Source organism: Azospirillum formosense (assembly GCF_040500525.1).
In the GTDB taxonomy this organism is placed as follows: domain Bacteria; phylum Pseudomonadota; class Alphaproteobacteria; order Azospirillales; family Azospirillaceae; genus Azospirillum; species Azospirillum formosense_A.
In genome coordinates, this window is the sequence record NZ_CP159403.1 from 694,442 (window position 1) to 713,643 (window position 19,202).

Consider the following 19,202-nt stretch of genomic DNA (forward strand, 5'->3'; position numbering starts at 1 on the left):
GATCCGGAAGGGTGTTAATTCACCCTGTGACTGGTTCTGGCCAAACGATCAATTTCTTCCTTGAGGTGGAGCTTCTCAAGCTTCATCCGCTTGATGGCACTTTCGTCAGGCCACGAACGCTTCTCCTCGTCGAGGATGGCGCGGTCGAGACGCAGGTGCTTTTCCTGCAGGGAAGATAGGCGAGCATCAGTGTGCATGGGCTGCTCTCCGTCAGATCGAACCGGCTCCTGCCAAGTCCGGCAGGCCGGAAACCATAGTGTTCACCCATCCGTGCTGCCAAACAACCCCAAACTTTTGTCCTAGTACTCCAAAGACGGGGGGTGACCGCCCCTTACGATGGGGAGTAGGTCAATTCGCCGCATATGCCTTCCCCGTGCCGTTCGTTGCGGGATTAGGCCGAAAGCCTGCTCTTTCTTGCGTCGTCATACCTCGTCGGCGGTAGGGTCCGGCGCCATGAGGGCCAACATCCCGGCGATCCGGCGGACCACACCGGCGGAGGTCTCGGCAGGGTATGGCGCGATCAGCCTTTGGGTGGGAAACCAAGGCCGCACCCCGCTTCCCATCCAGGTCCAGTCCCGGCCTCCCAGCCGCCAGACCGGCACCCCCAGCGCGCCCGCCAGTTCCCCGGCGGCGGTCGCGGGCAGGATGACGAGGTCAAGCGCCGCCATCAGGGCCGCCACCCCCTCCAAGTCGTTCTTGAGGTCCAGATCGTCCCAGCGATGAACGCGCCGCACGCCGTCCGGCTCGATGGAGGCCAGTTCGGCGGCGCAGTCGCCGTATTGCAGGTTGACGACCCGGACCCCCGGCACCTCCAGCAGCGGCAGCCAGTCGGTGATGCGGGTGTAGGCGCCTTCGCGATGCGCCGTGACGATCTGGCTGCGCCAGCTGATTCCCACCTTCAGGCCAGGGCCGAGCGCCGCGACCCGCTCCCGCCAGAAGGCGGCCCGCTGCGGATCGGCGCTCAGGAAGGAGGGGCGGGACGGGAAGCGTTCCAGCCGGTCGCGCCGCAGGGCGGGCAGGGAACCGGCGGCGATCTGCAGGTCGCAATCCGGCGGGTCGAACCGCTCCCGCCCGTCGGGGGTGACGGACTCCGCCCGCACGGTCGCCCAGGGGAAGGCACGGGCGTACAGGGTGACCAGACGTGGGTCGCATTCCAGAACCACCGTCCCGCCGCCGTCCTTCAATTCGCCGAAGACGGAGGCGAACAGGATCTCGTCGCCCAGCCCCTGCTCGGGCCAGACCAGCAGGCGGCGCCCGCGCAGAGGTTCGCCGTTCCACGCCGGCAGCGCGATGCGGCGGGCCCGCTGAAGCTGGCGGGCGGAGAAGCGCCGCTCATAGCCGGCCCAGCCGGTGGCAAGGTCGCCGTCCGCCAGGGCAAGAAGCCCGACGTTCCAGGCGGCAAGAGGAAGGCCGGGGGCCACCCGCAGGGCACGGTCGAGGAAATGCCGGCAGAGGGCCGGCTGGTCCGCCATCTTCGCGAGGGTGCCCAGGTTGTTCAGGGTGTCGGCGGAATCCGGACGCAGGGTCAGCGCACGCCGGTAGTGGCCCGCGGCGGCCTCGAACCGCCCTTCGATCTCGCAGACGTAACCGAGGTTGGTGTGGGCGGCCGGATTGGTCGGCGCGATGTGGATGGAACGGCGGTGCCAGCGCTTGGCTTCGTTCAGTCGGTCCGGCGATTTCAGGCTGAGCCCCATGTGGGTCATGGCCTCGGGGAAGTCCGGACGCAGCGCGATGGCGCGGCTGAAGCAGACGAGCGCCTGGTCCGGGCGGTCCAGCGCCTGCCGGACGAGGCCGAGGTGGTTCCAGGCCGTGGGGAATTCGGGATCGATGCGGAGCGCCGCCGCGATGTGTCCTTCCGCCTCCGCGTGATGGCCGAGCTGGTGCTGGATCAGGCCGAGAAGGTGGAGCGCGTCGCTGTGCCGTGGCTCCAGATCGAGGACTGCGCGGTAGGCCGTCATGGCGTCGTCCAGCCGCCCGGACCGGTGCAGGGCGATGGCGTCGTTCAGCACGGCGTCCGGGTCGGCGGGCGGAGGTGGTGCGGCCGGGCGTGCCGGGGCGGGACGCAACGCGGCAAGGCGATGCGCCATCTCGGCCAGGACATGGTCGAAGGTTTCGCCGGGGCGGGGCTGGAACAGGCGCATCGACGGGAACCAGGGGCGGACCCCGGTGCCGAGCTGGGTCCAACTGGGGTGTCCGAAGCGCCAGACCGGCACGCCCAGGGCACCGGCCAGTTCGCCCGCCGCCGTCGCCGGGGTGATGACGAGATCCAGATTGGCGGTCAGGGCCGCTGCGGCCTCGAAGTCGTCCGTCAGGTTCAGGTCGTCCCAGCGGTGGATGGTCACGCCGAAGCGAGCCCCCGCCGCGGCGAGCTCAGCCGCGCAATCCCCATGCTGCAGATTGACGAGGACAATCCCCGGCAGGCCGAACAGGGGCGCCCACTGGTCCAGCGTGGTGTAGGCGCCCTTGTGCTCGGGCGTGGCCCGATGGCTGCGCCAGGCGACACCGACCTTCACCCCCGGCCCCAGCGCGTCCAGCCGCTCCCGCCATCGGGCGGTGCGGGCCGGATCGGGCTTGAGCCAGGCGTCGAACTGGTCGAAGGAGGCCAGCGATCCCCGCAGCAGGCCGGGCAGGCTGCCCGCCGGAATCTGGAGGTCGGCATCCGGGGTAACCATGGTCTCCCGCCCATCGCCGCCGACGGTCTCCGCCCGCACCGTCGCGCGCGGGAAGGAACGGGCGAACAGGCTGACCAGCCGCGGATCGGTCTCGATGGTCACCGGCCCGCCGCCCCAGGCGATGACGTCGCCGTAGCAGGAGGCGAACAGGATCTCGTCGCCCACCCCCTGCTCCCGCCAGATCAGCAGACGGCGCCGGCGCAGCCCTTCGCCACGCCAGCGCGGCGCGTCGATCCGCCGGTCCGGCCGGGCCCGGCCGGCGGCGAAACGCTGCTCATGGCCCTCCCAGCCGCGCTCCAGCTGGCCGTGCAGAAGGGCGATGATGGCGAGGTTGTCGCTGGCGGCGGCGAGCCCCGGGTCGTGGGCCAGCGCCTCCTCGTAGCAGGCTTCCGCCTTCGTGTACTGTCCCTGCGCCTGCAACGCCTTGCCGAGGTTGTGGATGGCTTCCACGGCGTGGGGGTTCCGGCTCAGCGCGTTGCGGAAGCACCGCTCCGCCGGGGCGGGGCGTCCCAGCTTCAGCAGGACGATTCCCAGCTCGATCAGCGTCGTCAGGCGGTCGGGAGCGCGCTTCAACGCCTCGCGGTAGGCGATCTCCGCGCTCTCGTAGGCGCCCTTGCGCTGCAGAACGGCCCCGAGATTGTGGTGGGCCTTCGGATCGTCCGGCCGCAGCCGCAGCGCGGCGCGGGCCTCGGCCAGCGCCTCGTCCAGTCGACCGGCGGCGCTCAGCGCGTCGCTGAGGTTGGTGCGGGCCTCGGCCATCGCGGGGGCCAGAAGCGCGGCGCGGGCGAAGGCGCGCAGGGCGTCGTCGCGGCGCTTCTGGGCGTGCAGCGCGTTGCCGAGGTTGAACCAGGCCTTGGCGTAACCCGGCTCAAGCTCGACCGCCGCGGTGAAGGCCAGCGCCGCCAGCCCCGGCAGCGCCTGCGCCTGGAAGGCGTTGCCCAGATTGTGGCGCGGCCGGGCCGACAGCGGATTCAGGGCGGCGGCCATGCGGTGCTCCTGCGCCGCCTCGGCGTGACGATCCAGCGCGGCGAGCGCGCTCCCCAGATTGTCGTGGTAGTCGGCGACGCCGCCGGCCTGCCGGATGGCCTCCTCGATCAGGTCCACGGCCGGGCCGGGATGCCCTGCCTGGAGCGCCAGCACGCCCAGCAGGTGCAACGCGTCGGGGTGGCTCGGGTCGGCTGCCAGGACGGCGCGGTAGTCGCGTTCCGCATCGGCCAGCCGGCCCGACCGATGATGATCGACGGCGCGGCCAAGCCGGGCGGCGAGATCGTCCGGTGACGCCGGCGAAGCCTGGTCGGGGGGCTGGTTCATGGGGTCCGCCTTTTCCGTCTGCCCGATCCGGCCCCGGGTCGCGGGGCCTTCCGCCGGTCTGTTGCCGCCGGTCTGTTGCCGGAAGGGAGTGCCATGTTCCCCCGTTCCCGGTAAAGATGCTGTTAGCCCAAGCCCCCATCAGGAGCCGTTCCGTGTCCGAGCCGAGCGATCCGCCCCGTTCCCCGTCGCCGCGTACGGGTTTGCTCGCCCGTGGCGCGGGGAAGCTCGGCGGACTGGCCTCTCAGGCCATGCGCCTCTATGCGCAGGCCAACGCCCTGGCGGCGGACGGGCTGGCCGCGGAGGCGGAGGCCGCCTACCGTCGCACGCTCGGGCTGAACCCGCGCTTTGCGGAGGCGCACAACAACCTCGGCAACGTGCTGCGCGCCCTGGGGCGTGCCGAAGAGGCCGTGGCCGCCTACCGCGAGGCGCTGGCCTGCGGCCTCGACCACCCGCTGGTCCATTACAACCTCGCTTCGGCCCTCAAGGCGGCGGGCGACCCGGCGCCGGCGGAGCGGCATTTCCGCCGGGCGCTGGTCGAGGAACCGGCCTATGCCGAGGCGTTCAACAACCTCGCCAACCTGCTGCGCGACGGCGACCGGCTGACCGACTCCGCCACCGCCTACCGCCGCGCCCTGGCGGTGCGACCCGATTGGGACGAGGCGCACGACAACCTGTCCGGCGCCCTCTACCTGCTTCACGAGGAGGGGCGGCACGAGGAGGCGGCGCGGTTCGCCCGGCTGTGGCTGCGCGACCATCCCGGCCATCCGGTGGCCCGCCACATCGGCGCCGCCGTCGCCGGTCTGGACGCCGGCGAGCGGGCGTCCGACGCCTATGTTCGGCAGGTGTTCGACCTGTTCGCCGGGGAGTTCGACGACAAGCTGCTCGGCGAGCTGGGCTACCGCGCCCCGTCGCTGCTCGCCGAGGCGCTGGCCGACGCCAGGATTGCGCCGGACGGAACTTTGGACGTGCTGGACGCCGGCTGCGGCACCGGCCTGTGTGGTCCCTTTCTGCGCGGCCCGGCGCGGCGCCTGGTCGGGGTGGACCTCTCTCCGGGCATGCTGGAGCGTGCCGCCGCCCGCGGCCTCTACGACGCGCTGGAGGAGGCGGAACTCGGCGCCTTCCTGGAGGCCCGCCCCGACGCGTTCGACCTGATCGCGGCCGCCGACGTGCTGTGCTACTTCGGCGCGCTGGACGGGGTGCTGGCGCGGGCCGCCGTGGCGCTGCGTCCGGGCGGGCGGCTGGCCTTCACGGTGGAGCGGCTCGGGGAGGGCGGGGTGCCCTGGCGGGTCGGTCCGCACGGCCGTTACGCCCACACGGAGAGCCATGTTCGGGACAGGCTGGCCGCCGCCGGTCTGTCGGTCCTGCGCCTCGCCCCGGACACGCTGCGCCACGAGAGCGGCGAGCCGGTGGCCGGTCTGGTGGTGCTGGCGGCACGGCCCTGACCGGGCCGCAAGCCGGCATCAGTCGAGCATCGGCAGGCCGGTCTCGATCCGCACCAGGGCGGCGAGCAGCGGGGCGCCGATGTCGCGGCGGACGAAGTTGCTCGCCCGGTCCGCGGCGTTGAGCGATCCCTGGAAGCTCTTGCGCCAGCGGTCGTCGCCGTACATCACCTTCTCCGCCTTGGCCTTCTGGGCGAGCAGGCCGGGGCGGCGGCCGGCGGAATCGTCCACCAGACGGGTCAGCCGCTTCATCAGTTCGTTGGCGCTGGTCGGGTCGCCTCGCTTCAGGGCCGCCTCGATCAGCTCGGCCAGGGCCTCGCCCCGGATGTCGAGGTCCTGCACCTGCTCGGCGTAGGACAGCGCCACCGAGGCGTCGGAGCGCCGCGCGATGCGGCCCAGCACCGCCGGGATCGTCCAGGGATTCTCGTCCTGCACGGTGCGCAGCAGGCCCAGCGCCAGATTGGTGTCGCCCAGCTCCGCCGCGGCGACGGCCAGCTCCGGCGGGCAGCAGTCGGTCTTGGTCTCGCGGAACTTGGAGAACTGCGTCTCCACCGTGTTGAGGAACAGGGTGCGGGCGGCCCCCTCCTTGCCGGCGCGCAGCAGCGTCTGGGCGACCAGACCCAGCTCCCAGCTGCAGTTGCGGGCGGTGGCGTAGGCCTTGGCCTCCTCGGCGAGCTGGCCGGCCAGCGCCATGTCGCCGCGCCACGCCGCCGCCTTGGCGATGTCGGCGAGGTTGTAGATGCGGGTCGAGCATTCCGGGATCTGCCGGGTGATGTCGAGCGCGAGCTGGTTCTGTCCCATCAGGGCGAGCGCGCGGGCGACGAACAGGTCCTGGCCGGCCCCGTCGGACGCCGCCCCGCGGCGCACCGCGCTGACGAAGGGGGCGATGATCTCCTTGGCCCGCGCGGTGTCGCCGATGGTGTTGTAGGCGACGGCCAGCGACAGCCAGTCCCAGCGGGCGGCGGTGATCGGCGTCTCCACCGGGGGCAGCATCTCCGCCACCCGGTGCAGGAAGCACAGCGAGGTCATCGGCTCGTTGCACACCAGCGAGCGGATGCGCGAGCGGAATTCGAAGAAGTCGAAGTCGCCGACGAACTGGTTGGTGACGAGCTGAACCGCCAGCGCGCTGTCCGGATACTTGACGACGATCTCGTTGAGCAGGCGGTCCGCCTCCTTCAGGAAGCGGCTCTCCTCGGCGATGTCATAGGTGTTGTCCGCCTGCCGGATCATCTGCATCGCCTGGACGAACAGGCGGTTGGCCGGCCCCTGGTCGGGCTGCGGCTGCTGCGCCGCCGCCGGGGTGCCGGCGCCCCCCGCCGCCACGGTGAACGCCGCCAGCGCCACGAGCAGGCTCATGGCGGCGGAGGCGGCAAGACGGCGGGCGAGGGCGGGCAGGATGGCCATGGCGGTGCGGAGACCCTGGTGCGCTAGAGGACGCGGGCGTAGTTGACGACACGCTGGACGTTCGGCAGCGTGCGGGCGTGCTCGATCACGCGGTCGAGCTCGCCCTGGTGGGTGGCCAGACCCATGAGATAGACGACGCCGTTGACGGTATCGATGCTGAAATTCTGGCTATGAATTTGCGAATCGAAGGTGAGCTTCGTGCGCAGCTGGGTGGTGATCCAGGTGTCGCGGGCGCTGTCCATGATGCCCGAGTCGGTGTCCACCTGGATCTCGTTGATGACTTCCTTGACGCCCTCCACCTGCCAGCACAGGCGCACGGCGTCGAGGCGCATCTGGGCGTCGGTGGCGCGGCCGGTCAGCAGCACGCGCCCCTGGTCGACCGTCAGCCCGATGCGGCTGTGCATCTCAAGCGAGTGCTGGAACCACAGATGGTTGATGCGGGCCTTGATCTCGGTGTCCGAGGCGAAGCCGGACAGCCCGCGGTGCTCGCTGGCCGCGACGACGGCGGTGCCACCGGCGGCGCCCAGCACGACGGGCGCGCAGCCAGACGCAAGGCCCGCCACAGCGGCCATCCCGACCAGCGCCCAAAGGCGGCCAAACCCCGACACGCTCTGCCTCCGATCCCCGGCCCGCCGCAAGAACGGGCGGGCGGAAAAAGTCATGCCGCAGGTGCGTTGGCAATGGGGAATCTTGGGGATGTCAGGCTTCATCGTGGATTTGTCCCGGGGTGATGCACGAATGTTTCACTCGCTGCGAGCGCGAAGGAGTCCGGGCTAGGCGAAGGGCGCGCGCGTCACCAGCCCGGCGATTTCGCGCGCGAGAACGCGGGCGATCCTTTGCCGCGCCTTGGGGTCGCGCAGGATCGCCTCATCCTTCGGATTCGACAGGAAGCCGGTTTCCAGAAGGACGGACGGAACGTCCGGCGCCTTGAGCACCGCGAAGTTGGCCGAACGCATCGGGTTGTCCAGCAGCAGCATGTCCTTCCCCGCCCCCTTCACGATCGCGTGCCGGGCCACCAGCGCCGCGTGCTTGGTGTGGCGCGCCGTCAGGTCCAGCAGGATCTCCTTCACGGCCTTCTTGGCGTCCTTGACGTCGACGCCGCCCAGCCGGTCCACCGCGTTCTCCTTGTGCGCCAGCGCCGCCGCGAAGGAGTCGGAGCTCTTCTCGGACAGGGTGTAGGCGGAGAGGCCCCGCGCCTCGCGGTTGGGCGCGCTGTCGGCGTGGATGGACACGAACAGGTCGGCGCGCGCCGCGCGCGCCGCCTCCACCCGCTCGCCCAGCGCCAGGAAACGGTCGCCGTCGCGGGTCAGCGTCACCCCCAGCCTGTGCTGCCGCGACAGGAGGCGCCCGACCTCCTGCGCGATGTGCAGGGTGACGTCCTTTTCCCGGGTGCCGCGGGAGCCGATGGCCCCCGGGTCAATGCCGCCGTGGCCGGGATCGAGCACCACCATGCGCGGGCGCGCCGCCGGGCGGGCCTTGGTCTGGGCGCCCGCGGCGTGCGGGAGCAGCAAGGCGCCGGCCCCGGCGAGGGGGACGGTCAGCGCCAGCTGGAGAAGACGTCTGCGTTCCATTCGCCCCTGATTCCGCAAGGAGTTGGGGCCGCCGAAACCAAAAGTCCTGAGCGCGATCGGAAAGGCGGCGTCCGGCCCGGAGAGGCCTGAGGTTGAGCCCAAGGTGTGAGCGTTAACCAATGGGGACGCGCAAAAGGGTTGTCAAGGTCGGCCGGGTTAGCTCCGCCAATTGTCGCGGCCACGCCGTCATGGAGGCCGTCGCCACCCTATGAAGATTCGACTCTTCCCAAGAATTCCTTGATGATGATGGCCGAAAGCGCTAAAATTTTAGAAATAAGCTCGGGAGGTGGCGATGTTGAGGAAAGCCTTGTTCAACATCATCCGGCAGGAGCAGCGCGAGGTCGAAGACGAGCTTGAGAAGGAGGAGCGCCGCACGGCTCCCGACGTCGGCCGGGTGGTTGCGCTGCAGCGCGAGGTCACCGACCTTCGACGCGAACTTGAGCATTACCGCGACGTTTGATTGAGCGAATACGAACGGTTCCGTCCACGAACCCCTTCCCCGCAATGGCGGGGAAGGGGTTTTCTGTATTCGCGCGCGTGTTCCGGCGCCTGTGGCGGCGTCCCATTGGAATGCTGCACTGCAACATAATTTTGCTTATTTCATGAGCAGTGTGGAAGGCGCGTTCTGGGCTTTGAGCATAAATTAATCATCGCTCCGCTCGAAATCGTGGAACCCATCGATCCAAAGAAATGGAGAGTTCAGGGGCGGTGGGCAGACTTTGGGATTAGCCTTTTTGTCACAAGGGCAATTTATCCCATCCGTCCAAGCACATGAACGGGCCGAAGCGGTGGGCTGCGGGATTGGGCGGGACCGGTGACGCACCGCTGGCACGCCGGTTGCGGAGGGTCGGTCCGAACGCTCCCTGCTCCCTGGATGGAGGGCTGCCCGATGTCGGACGCTGTTTCGGACGCCATGGCCGATGACGCCCAGAACGTCCCCGTTCATTCCCTCGTGCCCACCGTGCGCCGCCGCCGCACCGGCCAGTTGACCGCCGGCCTGTCGCTGGTGTCGCAACGCTACCTGCTGCTTCTGCGCTTCGCGGTCGTCAACGCCGCCGGTTTCACCCTTCTCGCCGCCGCCTGGGCGGAAGGGCTGATCGATCCCATCATCGCCACCGACAGCACGCATCTGTGCCTGCTGATCTTCCTGGTCTTCGTGGCCGGGCTGGGGCTGTCGGCCCAACGCATCCTGCGCACCAGCCGCGAACTGAACCGCGCCAAGGAGTTCGACCCTTCCGTTCCGTCGCGCGCCGCGCGCTACCTCGCGGAGGTCCGGGGGCGGGATTCCGGGGCACGGTCGATCGCCGCCTCGTCCCTGAAATTCAAGCTGTCGGCACGCATCGGCACGGTGCGGCAGGTCTCGTCGACCCTGGTGATCCTCGGCCTGATCGGCACGGTCATCGGCTTCATCATGGCCCTGTCGGGGGTGGACCCGGAGAAGGCCGGCGACGTCGCCGCCATCGGCCCGATGGTGTCGAAGCTGATCGAGGGCATGGCCGTCGCGCTCTACACCACGCTGGTCGGCGGCGTTCTGAACATCTGGCTGAACATCAACATCGGCCTGCTGTCCGGCGCCACGGTGAACCTGATCACCGAGATCGTCGCCGTGGGAGAGCGCCATGCAGGCCCTTGACCAGTTTGAGGAGGACGACGCCGGCACCGTCTTTCGCGACGTCATCACGCTGGCGCTCTGCGGCTTCGTGGCGGTGGTCATCCTGCTTCTTCCCCACATCCGGCCGGAGGCCAAGCAGGCCGACACGGCGGGCGTCGCCGCGCCCGGCAACGTCATGATCGAGGCCCGCTGGCCCGACGATCTGGACGCCGACGTGGACCTGTGGGTGGAGGCGCCGGGCGACGTGCCGGTCGGCTACTCCAACAAGTCCGGCGTGATCTTCAATCTGCTGCGCGACGATCTCGGCCGCAACGCCGACCCGACGAAGCTGAACTACGAGGCCAGCTACAGCCGCGGCATCCCGCCCGGCGAGTATGCGGTGAACCTGCATCTCTACCGGAACAAGGCGATGGTCTTCCCGGTGCCGGTCACCGTGGTGGTCAGCGCCAAGCGGCCGGACGGCGACAACGCGCGCCAACTCCTCGCCACCACCGTCCAGCTCGACCGGGAGGGGCAGGAGCTGACCGTGTTCCGCTTCAAGCTGACGGAGTCCGGAGAGCTGGTCGGCGACAGCGTGCACAGCCTCTACAAGCCCCTGCGCAGCGGGAGGAAATCATGACCCAACTGCTCGACTTCCAGGTCGCCGCGGTCGCCCTGGCCGCCACGCTCGCCACCATCGCCGTCTGGGCGCCGCGCCGGCTGTGGGTGAAGGTGTCGGCGGTCGCCGTCTCCATCGGCTTCATGCCCGTCGCCTACGCCGGCATGGCCGACCTGCTGAGCAAGCCGAAGCCGGTCCGCATGGAATGGGCGCAAAGCGCCACCGCCCAGGCCACCATCCTGGGCGCCCAGATCAAGGAGGGGCAGGGGATTTATCTGTGGCTCCAGCTGGAGGGCGGGGCCGAGCCGCGCTACTACAAGCTGGCCTGGGACCGGAAGCTGGCCGAGCAGCTCCAGCAGGCGATGCGCGAGGCCGAGAGGAACCGCTCCGGCATGGCGATGACGCTGCCGTTCGAGAAGACGCTGGATCCCGACAAGCCCAAATTTCACGCCCTGCCGCAGCCCCAGCTTCCCGAGAAAAATGGCGAGGAGGGCGGACCGGGCCCGATGGTCTACCGCCACCCCGGCATGGACGCCTGACGCGCCGGACGCGGCCGGGTCATGACGCTGGGGCGGGGGCCTCACCCCAGCTTCACGTAGCCCCGCTCGATCACCCGCTCCGCCGCTTCGAAGACCGCCTGCATCTCCTCGTAGGCGCGGCGGACGCGGGCCAGCTCTTCGATGGCGGCGGCATCGGGGTGGCGGTGATCCGCCACCTTCAGACCGGCGCGCAGATAGTCGGCCCGCAGCTCCGCCACCCGGACGGCCATGCGCAGGAAGGACGTCTGGTTGAGGTTGGGAAGCTCCCGTCCCATCACCTCGCAGTTCGCCTCCAGCACCGCCGCTTCCATGTTCTCCAGGAAGTGCATGATCCGGTGCCGCGACGTGTTTTCCGCCGCTTCCGGCGTCAGCAGCTTGTCAACCTTGCCCTTGGCGTATTCGCCGATGATCTTCCCGCCCATGCCCATGGCTCGCCTCCAGGTTCGGCCCGATGCCGAAACGGTGCATTGTCGCATGGGAATCGTTACCAAATGCTGCCGGAAGGGCGTTCCGGTATTCCGACATTGCACGATGCATCCCGCGGACGATCATGCTAGGGAATCCGCCCTTGATTCCAGGTCGCAACGGTAGGCGCGCATGTCCGGCACCGCTTCTGAATACATCCTCACCGTCTCGTGCCCCGATGCCGTGGGCATTGTCTACGCCGTGTCGGGATTCCTGGCCGAACGGTCGTGCAACATCATCGACAGCGCGCAGTTCGGCGACCGCGGGACCAATCTGTTCTTTTTGCGCATCCACTTTTCCGCCGAGCCGTCGGGGCCGTCGCAGGCGGAGCTCCAGGCGGCCTTCGCCGAGCAGGTGGCCGAGCGCTTCGGCATGACCTGGAAGCTGCACGACGCCGGGCGGCGCCAGCGGGTGCTGATCATGGTCTCGAAGTTCGGGCATTGCCTGAACGATCTGCTGTACCGCTACCGCACCGGCTATCTGCCGATCGAAATCCCCGCCATCGTGTCCAACCACCGCGACTTCTACCAGCTCGCGGCGTGGCACAACATTCCCTTCCACTACCTGCCGGTGTCCAACGACAGCAAGGCCCAGCAGGAGGCCCGTCTGTTGGAGATCGCGGAGCAGGAGAAGGTCGATCTGGTCGTGCTCGCCCGTTACATGCAGGTGCTGTCCCCGGCCCTGTGCGAGCGGATGGCCGGGCGGGTCATCAACATCCACCATTCCTTCCTGCCCAGCTTCAAGGGCGCCAAGCCGTACCATCAGGCGCATGCCCGCGGCGTGAAACTGATCGGCGCCACCGCCCACTACGTCACCTCGAACCTCGACGAGGGGCCGATCATCGAACAGGAGGCCGAGCGCGTCGACCATACGATGACGCCCGACGACCTGGTGGCCATCGGGCGTGACATCGAAAACATCGTGCTGGCTCGGGCGGTCCGTTACCACGTCGAACACCGCGTCCTGCTGAACGGCGGGCGCACCGTCGTGTTCAAGTAGGGCGAACCCCAGGCAAGGCGGTCTTCACGCAGGACCGGCTTGCCTTCCCCCGGCGGACGCTCAGTGCTTCATGGCGAGCGAGGCTTCCTCGGGGTGGGGGGTGAAGACGGCGCGGGTGATCGCCTGCTCGATCTGTTCGCGGGTGAAGGGCTTGGGAATCACCGGGCCCAGATGCTCCAGCCCCTGCTTGGCCAGCTCGTTGGGGAAGGCGGTGACGAAGATCACCGGCAGGAAGCGCTGGCGGCGGAGTTCCCGCGCCACCTCGATCCCGTTGTCGCCTTCCGCCAGTCGGATGTCCATCAGCGCCAGCGTCGGCGCATGGCGGGAGGCCAGCGTCAGCGCCTCGTCCATGGTGGCGGCGTTGCCGCAGACGGTGTGGCCCATGCCGCGCACCGTTTCCGCCAGGTCGAAGGCGATGATGGCGTCGTCCTCGACGATCAGGATCGTCGCCGTGAGCCTCGAGCGCACCCGCTCGCGCGCAAAATTCAACCGTTCCACCGCGTCTTCCGGGGCGATGCCCAGAACGGTGGCGGCGTCGGCGACCGGCAGATCCTCCAGGTTGACCAGCAGGTAGAGGCGCCGGTCCATCTCATCCAGGCTGTGCAGCGCCACCTCGACCGGATGGGCGCCGGGAGCGCCGGCCCGGGCACCGGAGCTGTCCTGCAACTGGTTCAGGTAGCGATAGAGCGATCCGCGCGACGGGTCCGCGGCCGCCGCTCCGCCCGGCCCGTCCAGGTACCATTCCAATGTGCGCGTCACCAGGGCATCCCCCTGCGTCGACGTTCCCGTCAAGGCCCGCGCGTAGCGCCGCAGATAAGGCAGATGTTCCATCAGGTGGCGGGTGTTCTGATCCATGACTTTTTCCCCGTACCTCCAGCCAGTGCGGACCGCCGAGGTGCGCTGGCTTGCCTGCCGTGTTTCCCGGACCGTGCCGAATGTTCCCGTCCGATCCCTTACAAAGTTAAGTTCATATGGCGCAGTTCGCGCCGTATCGGGAGTGAAGACGAAAGGGTTATTCGGGATAGCTTGATCGGATTAAATCCGGTCGCCGGACGGGCGAGGTCATACTTCGTCCGCTTGGGCGCCGGCTCCTTCCGGTCGTTTTACCGCCCGGCGGTCCGCCGCATGCGCGCGGTGACGGAACAATCGGCACGGGGAGGGTGTTGGGACTGCCAATGGTGTGATTCCTCCCTGAACCGCCAGTCACTGCCGCCGCAGCGCCTGTCCCACCGGGGACGCGCCGGCGGCGTTTTTTTTGCGCAGCACCAAAAAAAGCACGCCCGTGGGCTTGCACAGGGATTAGTGCGATATTACTGACTGTCCCCGGCGTCACGCACCGGTGACGGAACGGCGTCGAAACCGTCCGGCGCCGCCTCGCCCGACCCGTTCCTGTCGAACCGTGTATGCCAGGGCCGCGCATGCCAGAGTCGCGAATGACCGAACCAGACTTCGACCCATCGGACTCTCACCCGCCCGATACCGAGCCGTCGGTGACCGAAGGCATTGCGCCGGACGAACTGGCGGATTTCCACGCGTGGCGGCAGCGTGTGGTTGGCACCAACATTTCCGACAAGACCCTGCTGGCGACCGATTATCTCAATCACTTCAACGAAATCGTGATGCTGATCGAGATGATTCCGGACATGCCGGACATGGTGGAGGAATGCCTGATCTGGCAGCCCAAGAGCTACCCGGAGCATTTCCGCGACAGCGGCTTCTCGGACCGGGATCTCGCCATCGAGGCGTACGGCCACGTCCCGGCCAAGTTCAAGCGGCCCTTCGAGGACACCATCGCCCAGGCGCATCAGGTGGTCCGCCACACGCTGGAGCGCGTGTCCGTCGACATTCAGGACGGGGCGAGCGACAAGCTGCGGCTGGACTGCCAGACCTCGGTCGCGATGATCCATCGAATCATCCAGGTCGCCAACGGCATCATCCACGGCACCGCCCACGTCATGGAGCAGGGCGAGATCGACCTGTATCTGAGCGCCGAGTAACCGCCTCGGGGTCACGGCGGAGGCGCCCGATCTCTGCGCAGATGATTATTGCTTGTGCACCAAGCATTCCTTCCTTGCATGGCTCAAAGGCCGAGCGTCCAACTACAGTAAGCCTTCGAACGAAGAAGAGGCGGCGCTGCGGCGGATGCCTCCCATCGGGAGTGGAGACAGACCGTGAAGGGACCCGCCATCGCAGCGGCCGACGCATCGGCCGAGGCGCAGGGGGACGTGTCGGTCGATGTGGAGGCTGCGGCTGACCTCGCCGCCTCCCCGGAGATGCGCCTCTGGTTGCGTCTTTCGGCGTGCGCCGTTCTGATCGGCGCCCGGTTGCGCAGCCGTTTGCGCGACGAGTTCAGCACCACCCAGCCGCGTTTCGACCTGCTGTGCCTGCTCGACCGCCAGCCGGAGGGGCTGACCATGGGCGAGTTGTCGAAGCGCATGATGGTCACCAACGGCAACGTCACCGGCATTGTAGAACGGCTGGCCAAGGACGGGCTGGTCACGCGCGCCGCGGCGTCGAACGACCGCCGCATGCAGTTCGTCCGGATCACCCCCGAAGGCAGCGCCCTGGCGCAGGCCATCGCGGCGGCGCAACGCCGCTGGCTGGCCGAGCTGACGGCGGGAATGCCCCACGGCGACGTGGTCCAGCTGATGGGGTTGTTGGGGAAGCTGAAGAAAACGGTGCGTGGTGGAGGCGTGAGGGCATGATTCGGTCCGGTCATATCGACAGTTTCACGCGCGACCGGCTGCCGCCGCCGGAGCAGATGCCCGACTTTTTCTATGACCGGCCCGAACTCACCTATCCCGAACGCCTGAACGCCGCCGCGGCCCTGCTGGATGTCTGGCGGGAGCGCGGCTGGGACGAGCGCCCCTGCGTCATCGGCAACGGCGACGTGTGGAGCTACGGCCGCTTCCGCGACACCGTGGACCGCATCGCGCGCCTTCTGGCCGAGCGGTTCGGCATCGTTCCGGGCAACCGGGTGCTGGTGCGCGGGACCAACACGCCGATGCTCGCCGCCTGCTGGCTGGCGGTGCTGAAGGCCGGCGCGGTGGTGGTGCCGACCATGCCGCTGCTGCGCGCGGCGGAGCTGGAAAGCATCCTTGAACGCGCCGCCGTCTCGCTGGCGCTGTGCGACGCGCGCTTCGCCAAGGATTTGAACGCGGCGGCGCAGGCGATGGACGGGAGCATGCCCGTCGTGACCTTCAACGGCGGCGACCTCGAAGGGCGGCTGGAGAAGACCGATACCGGCTTCGCCGCGGTGGACACCGCCGCCGACGACGTGGCGCTGATCGCCTTCACCTCCGGCACCACGGGCAAGCCCAAGGCGACCGCCCATTTCCACCGGGACCTTCTGGCGGTGGCCGACCTGTCTCCGCAATCGCTGCTGAAGACCGGCGGCGACGACGTGTTCTGCGGGACGCCGTCGCTCGCCTTCGCCTATGGGCAGGGAGGGATGCTGCTGTTCCCGCTGCGGGTGGGGGCGTCGGTGGTGCTGCTGGACCGGGCGACGCCGGAGCGGCTGCTTGAGGTGACCGCGAAGCACAAGGCGACGGTGATGTTCACCGTGCCGACCGTCTACCGCGCCATGACCGCGCGGATCGAGGAGGACCCGGTCCTGGCCGAGGGGCTGCGCACGCTGCGCGCCTGCGTCTCGGCGGGTGAACCGCTGCCCGCCACCACGCTGGAGGGCTGGCAGGCGGTGACGGGGATGGAGATTTTGGACAGCTTCGGCACCACGGAGATGCTGAACGCCGTCCTGCATTCGCCGCCCGGCGCCGTCCGGCCCGGCGCCACCGGGATGGTGGTTCCGGGGTACGAGGCCCGCGTGGTCGACGACAGCCTGACCCCGCTGCCCCCCGGCCAGATCGGGCGGCTGGCCGTGCGCGGCCCGACCGGCTGCATCTATCTGGACGACCCGCGCCAGGAGAACTACGTGCAGGGCGGCTGGAACCTGACCGGCGACGCCTTCCGCATGGATGAGGACGGCTATTTCTGGTATCACGCGCGGACCGACGACCTGATCGTCTCTGCCGGCTACAAGATTTCCGGGCTGGAGGTGGAGGACGTCCTGCTCGGCCACGAGGCGGTCGAGGAATGCGCGGTGATCGCGGCCCCCGATCCGCTGCGCGGCTCCATCCCCAAGGCCTTCATCGTCACCCGCGACGGCGTGCGGCCCAGCGACGATCTGGCGGAACGGCTGCAATGCTACGTCAAGGACCGGATCGCCCCCTACAAGTACCCCCGCGCGGTGGAGTTCCTGGAGCAGTTGCCGCGGACGGAAACGGGCAAGATCCAGCGCTACAAGCTGCGGCAGAGGGAATGGGTCGAGAACGAGGATTGACCGGGGAACGATTCACCGGGGACCGGGCGGCGCACGCACCGCTGGTGCAGTTCGTCCTCTTCGTGGTGGTCGGCTGCGCCGCGGCGGTCGGCCATTACGGCGTTCTGATCGCGCTGTCGGAGCTGACGGCGGCCCCGCCGGTCCTGGCCTCGGCGGCGGGCTTCCTCGTCGGCGGCGTCATCAGCTATCTGCTGAATTACGGCCATGTCTTCCGCAGCGAGCAGGAGCATCTGCCCACCGCCGCGAAGTTCGTGGCCGTCGCCGCGGTGGGGCTGTGCGTGAACAGCGCCATCATGTGGGCCCTGGCGCAGCGGCTGGGCCTGCATTACCTGCTGGCCCAGCTCACCGCCACGGCGCTGGTGATGCTGTGGAGCTTCGCTGCGAACCGCTACTGGACCTTCAAGGCCGGATCGCCCGCCGCCTGAGTGCCCGCCGCCTGAGTGCTTGTCGGCTCGCCATGACGGCGGGCGACGAAGGAGTGGCGGTGCGGCGTCGGGCCGATGTTCTTCGCCAGACGATCGCCTTGCAGCCCGGCGGCGGACAGTCGCTCCTGCAATTCCGCCGGCGTGTAGGTGGAAAAGCCGGCCTCGCGCCGGATGCGCCGGTAATCGGACAGCGCCATGCGTCCCAGCCCCATCAGCGCCGCCATCAGGAAGCCGTGCCGGCGCGCCATGCTGAGCTGGCTGGCGATGTCGCGCAGCATCGGCGTGTCGGGCTCCACCACATCGGCGATCAGGATGCGCCCCCGCGTCCCGATCAGGTGGCGCCAGCGGTGAAGGACGCCTTCCAGATCCTCGCGCGGGATGTATTGCAGCACGGAGACGGCCAGCACCAAGTCGACGCTCCCCGTCGGCAGGGTGGCGAGGTCGTCGTCGTCGAGGATCCGGATTCCCGGATGGCCGGATAACCGCTCGCGCAGGCGATGGCGCACCGCGGGGGCGGCGTCGTATAGCCAGACGTTCCGGCAGCGCTTGGCCATGGCTTCCGCCGCCAAAGCGTCGCCGCAGCCGAAATCCAGGACGGTCCCCCCCTCCGGAAGATGGGCGTCGAGGTCGCTCTGCAGGCAAGCGAAATGCGCTTCCAGATTGCGCTGATTCGCGTAGATGGCGTTGGGCCGGTTCCAGAAATCGACCCAGCCGCTGGACCCCTGGCCGCCCGGTGGCCCGGACGACGTCCCATTGTCGTGCATATCCCGCTTCCCCTTTTGTGGGTCGTTTCTTGCCGAGGGGATTGTGTTGTTCGTCTCTTCGCCGGGAAGAGCCCCCTCGATCCGACCGTGTCGTAATCATGGTAGGTGTGAACAATCGGAACGGTCAAGAATGACCGGCGGGGACTATGCCGCCAGTGGAGGACGGACCAGGGAAGGACGGAGCGGGGTCAGGGCGCCGGGAACCCGGCGAAGCGGGCGAGCCGGATGTTCTTCTCGGCGAGCAGGGCGGCGAAGGCCGGGCTCTTCAGATAGGCGTGCTCGACCTTGCGTTGCTCCACCAGCGGGTCGGCGCGGCGCAGAGCCTCGTCCGGGATGCCGGGATGGACCATCACCAGCAGCCGCCCGGCGGGGCGGTCGAGAAAGCGCGCCATCAGATCGGGGAAGGGCTGGCGTCCGGAGAAGTCGTACACACCGGCGAAACGGTCGTTGGCGGGAATGCCGCGCACCCGCGCCAGCCGCGCCAGCCCGCCGCCGAGTCCGCCGATCAGCAGCGTCTTCGGCACCGCCACGCCGCGGCGCAGGACGGCGGCCACCGGCTCCCCGCACAGGCGGACGTAGGCGCCGGGCAGGGCGGCCAGGGCATCGGCGACCGCGTCGCGCACGGTGGGGAGTTGGTGGACGTGCTGGTGGCCGTCGATGTAGGCCGGCGCACCGCCCCAGGCCGCGGTGAAGGCGTCGATCTGCCGGGCCAGTTCGTCCCGGATCTCCTTGGGGTCGAGCCCGCCCGTGTAGGCCAGTTTCATCAGCCGCCCCAGCGGCGGCAGCTTTCCGCCCGGCGCCAGCCGGGGCAGGGAACCCAGCGGCGGCTGGTCGGTCAGGGTGAAATGCAGCCCGACGTCGGCCTTGTCGGCCAGCTCCTTCAACGGCGCGGCCCCTTCCGCCCAGAAGGGGCACAGCGTCATGGCCGAGGTCGCCGTCAGCCGCCCGGCGGCGATGAGGTCGCGGATGGCCTCGTTGACGCCCGGTGACAGGCCGTAGTCATCGGCGCAGAGCAGGACCGGATGCGCGGAACGCGGGGCTGGGGTGGTGTCGGTGTCGGGCAT

19 protein-coding genes are annotated in these 19,202 nt (G+C 69.0%); 10 read left to right on the forward strand and 9 right to left on the reverse strand.

Going from position 1 to position 19,202, the window contains the following annotated elements; translation table 11 throughout:
- Positions 1-14: 14 nt before the first annotated feature.
- Complete coding sequence (locus ABVN73_RS16315; RefSeq protein ID WP_014198642.1) at positions 15-197, reverse strand: YdcH family protein; 183 nt, start codon at positions 195-197, stop codon at positions 15-17.
- 225 nt (positions 198-422) lie between these two features.
- Positions 423-3,983, reverse strand: a complete 3,561-nt coding sequence (locus tag ABVN73_RS16320) for a tetratricopeptide repeat protein (RefSeq protein WP_353860672.1) — start codon at positions 3,981-3,983, stop codon at positions 423-425.
- 248 nt (positions 3,984-4,231) lie between these two features.
- Here ABVN73_RS16320 and ABVN73_RS16325 point away from each other — a divergent pair, with 248 nt between their 5' ends.
- On the forward strand, positions 4,232-5,425 hold the full coding sequence (locus ABVN73_RS16325) for a tetratricopeptide repeat protein (protein WP_353860673.1): 1,194 nt from the start codon (positions 4,232-4,234) through the stop codon (positions 5,423-5,425).
- 18 nt (positions 5,426-5,443) lie between these two features.
- Here ABVN73_RS16325 and ABVN73_RS16330 read toward each other — a convergent pair whose 3' ends face one another.
- The 3 genes from ABVN73_RS16330 to ABVN73_RS16340 all read right to left on the reverse strand — a co-directional run bounded on the left by ABVN73_RS16330 (position 5,444) and on the right by ABVN73_RS16340 (position 8,397).
- Positions 5,444-6,826, reverse strand: coding sequence for a hypothetical protein (locus tag ABVN73_RS16330; RefSeq protein WP_353860674.1), 1,383 nt, complete (start codon positions 6,824-6,826; stop codon positions 5,444-5,446).
- Positions 6,827-6,849: 23 nt separating this feature from the next.
- Positions 6,850-7,434 carry a BON domain-containing protein gene (locus ABVN73_RS16335; RefSeq protein WP_035679005.1) on the reverse strand — a complete coding sequence of 195 codons (585 nt, stop codon included), beginning with the start codon at positions 7,432-7,434 and terminating at the stop codon, positions 6,850-6,852.
- Positions 7,435-7,599: 165 nt separating this feature from the next.
- Entirely contained in the window at positions 7,600-8,397 is a 798-nt protein-coding gene (locus tag ABVN73_RS16340; RefSeq protein WP_353860675.1) for an N-acetylmuramoyl-L-alanine amidase, read from the reverse strand.
- 307 nt (positions 8,398-8,704) lie between these two features.
- Here ABVN73_RS16340 and ABVN73_RS16345 point away from each other — a divergent pair, with 307 nt between their 5' ends.
- The 4 genes from ABVN73_RS16345 to ABVN73_RS16360 all read left to right on the forward strand — a co-directional run bounded on the left by ABVN73_RS16345 (position 8,705) and on the right by ABVN73_RS16360 (position 11,146).
- Positions 8,705-8,857 (forward strand): hypothetical protein, encoded by a 153-nt coding sequence (locus tag ABVN73_RS16345; protein WP_158282581.1) that lies wholly within the window; start codon positions 8,705-8,707, stop codon positions 8,855-8,857.
- Between the two features lie 429 nt (positions 8,858-9,286).
- A complete protein-coding gene (locus tag ABVN73_RS16350; RefSeq protein ID WP_353860676.1) occupies positions 9,287-10,030 on the forward strand; it encodes a MotA/TolQ/ExbB proton channel family protein in 744 nt (247 codons plus the stop codon).
- Entirely contained in the window at positions 10,017-10,628 is a 612-nt protein-coding gene (locus ABVN73_RS16355; protein ID WP_353860677.1) for a hypothetical protein, read from the forward strand. Before ABVN73_RS16350 ends, ABVN73_RS16355 begins: the two co-directional genes overlap by 14 nt.
- Entirely contained in the window at positions 10,625-11,146 is a 522-nt protein-coding gene (locus ABVN73_RS16360) for a hypothetical protein (protein ID WP_353860678.1), read from the forward strand. Before ABVN73_RS16355 ends, ABVN73_RS16360 begins: the two co-directional genes overlap by 4 nt.
- A gap of 41 nt (positions 11,147-11,187) precedes the next feature.
- Here the strand turns inward: ABVN73_RS16360 and ABVN73_RS16365 are convergent, their stop codons facing one another.
- Positions 11,188-11,568 carry a hypothetical protein gene (locus ABVN73_RS16365; protein ID WP_353860679.1) on the reverse strand — a complete coding sequence of 127 codons (381 nt, stop codon included), beginning with the start codon at positions 11,566-11,568 and terminating at the stop codon, positions 11,188-11,190.
- Between the two features lie 175 nt (positions 11,569-11,743).
- Here ABVN73_RS16365 and purU point away from each other — a divergent pair, with 175 nt between their 5' ends.
- The gene (purU, locus tag ABVN73_RS16370) at positions 11,744-12,610 is read left to right on the forward strand and encodes a formyltetrahydrofolate deformylase (protein WP_109069349.1); all 867 of its coding nucleotides are present in this window, start codon (positions 11,744-11,746) and stop codon (positions 12,608-12,610) included.
- A gap of 60 nt (positions 12,611-12,670) precedes the next feature.
- Here purU and ABVN73_RS16375 read toward each other — a convergent pair whose 3' ends face one another.
- Complete coding sequence (locus ABVN73_RS16375; protein WP_353860680.1) at positions 12,671-13,465, reverse strand: response regulator; 795 nt, start codon at positions 13,463-13,465, stop codon at positions 12,671-12,673.
- A gap of 578 nt (positions 13,466-14,043) precedes the next feature.
- Here ABVN73_RS16375 and ABVN73_RS16380 point away from each other — a divergent pair.
- The 4 genes from ABVN73_RS16380 (at position 14,044) to ABVN73_RS16395 (ending at position 17,374) form a co-directional block, all read left to right on the forward strand.
- Positions 14,044-14,607, forward strand: a complete 564-nt coding sequence (locus ABVN73_RS16380) for a hypothetical protein (protein WP_353860681.1) — start codon at positions 14,044-14,046, stop codon at positions 14,605-14,607.
- Between the two features lie 174 nt (positions 14,608-14,781).
- Positions 14,782-15,315: a MarR family transcriptional regulator gene (locus ABVN73_RS16385; RefSeq protein ID WP_353860682.1), complete on the forward strand. Its 534-nt coding sequence runs from the start codon at positions 14,782-14,784 to the stop codon at positions 15,313-15,315.
- Positions 15,312-16,949 carry an AMP-binding protein gene (locus tag ABVN73_RS16390; RefSeq protein ID WP_353860683.1) on the forward strand — a complete coding sequence of 546 codons (1,638 nt, stop codon included), beginning with the start codon at positions 15,312-15,314 and terminating at the stop codon, positions 16,947-16,949. Before ABVN73_RS16385 ends, ABVN73_RS16390 begins: the two co-directional genes overlap by 4 nt.
- Positions 16,946-17,374, forward strand: coding sequence for a GtrA family protein (locus tag ABVN73_RS16395; RefSeq protein ID WP_353860684.1), 429 nt, complete (start codon positions 16,946-16,948; stop codon positions 17,372-17,374). The genes ABVN73_RS16390 and ABVN73_RS16395 overlap by 4 nt, the downstream gene beginning before the upstream one ends.
- Here the strand turns inward: ABVN73_RS16395 and ABVN73_RS16400 are convergent.
- Both ABVN73_RS16400 and ABVN73_RS16405 read right to left on the reverse strand, forming a co-directional pair.
- The gene (locus ABVN73_RS16400) at positions 17,338-18,138 is read right to left on the reverse strand and encodes a class I SAM-dependent methyltransferase (protein WP_353860685.1); all 801 of its coding nucleotides are present in this window, start codon (positions 18,136-18,138) and stop codon (positions 17,338-17,340) included. The genes ABVN73_RS16395 and ABVN73_RS16400 overlap by 37 nt on opposite strands.
- A 188-nt stretch (positions 18,139-18,326) precedes the next feature.
- Entirely contained in the window at positions 18,327-19,202 is an 876-nt protein-coding gene (locus tag ABVN73_RS16405; protein ID WP_353860686.1) for a ChbG/HpnK family deacetylase, read from the reverse strand.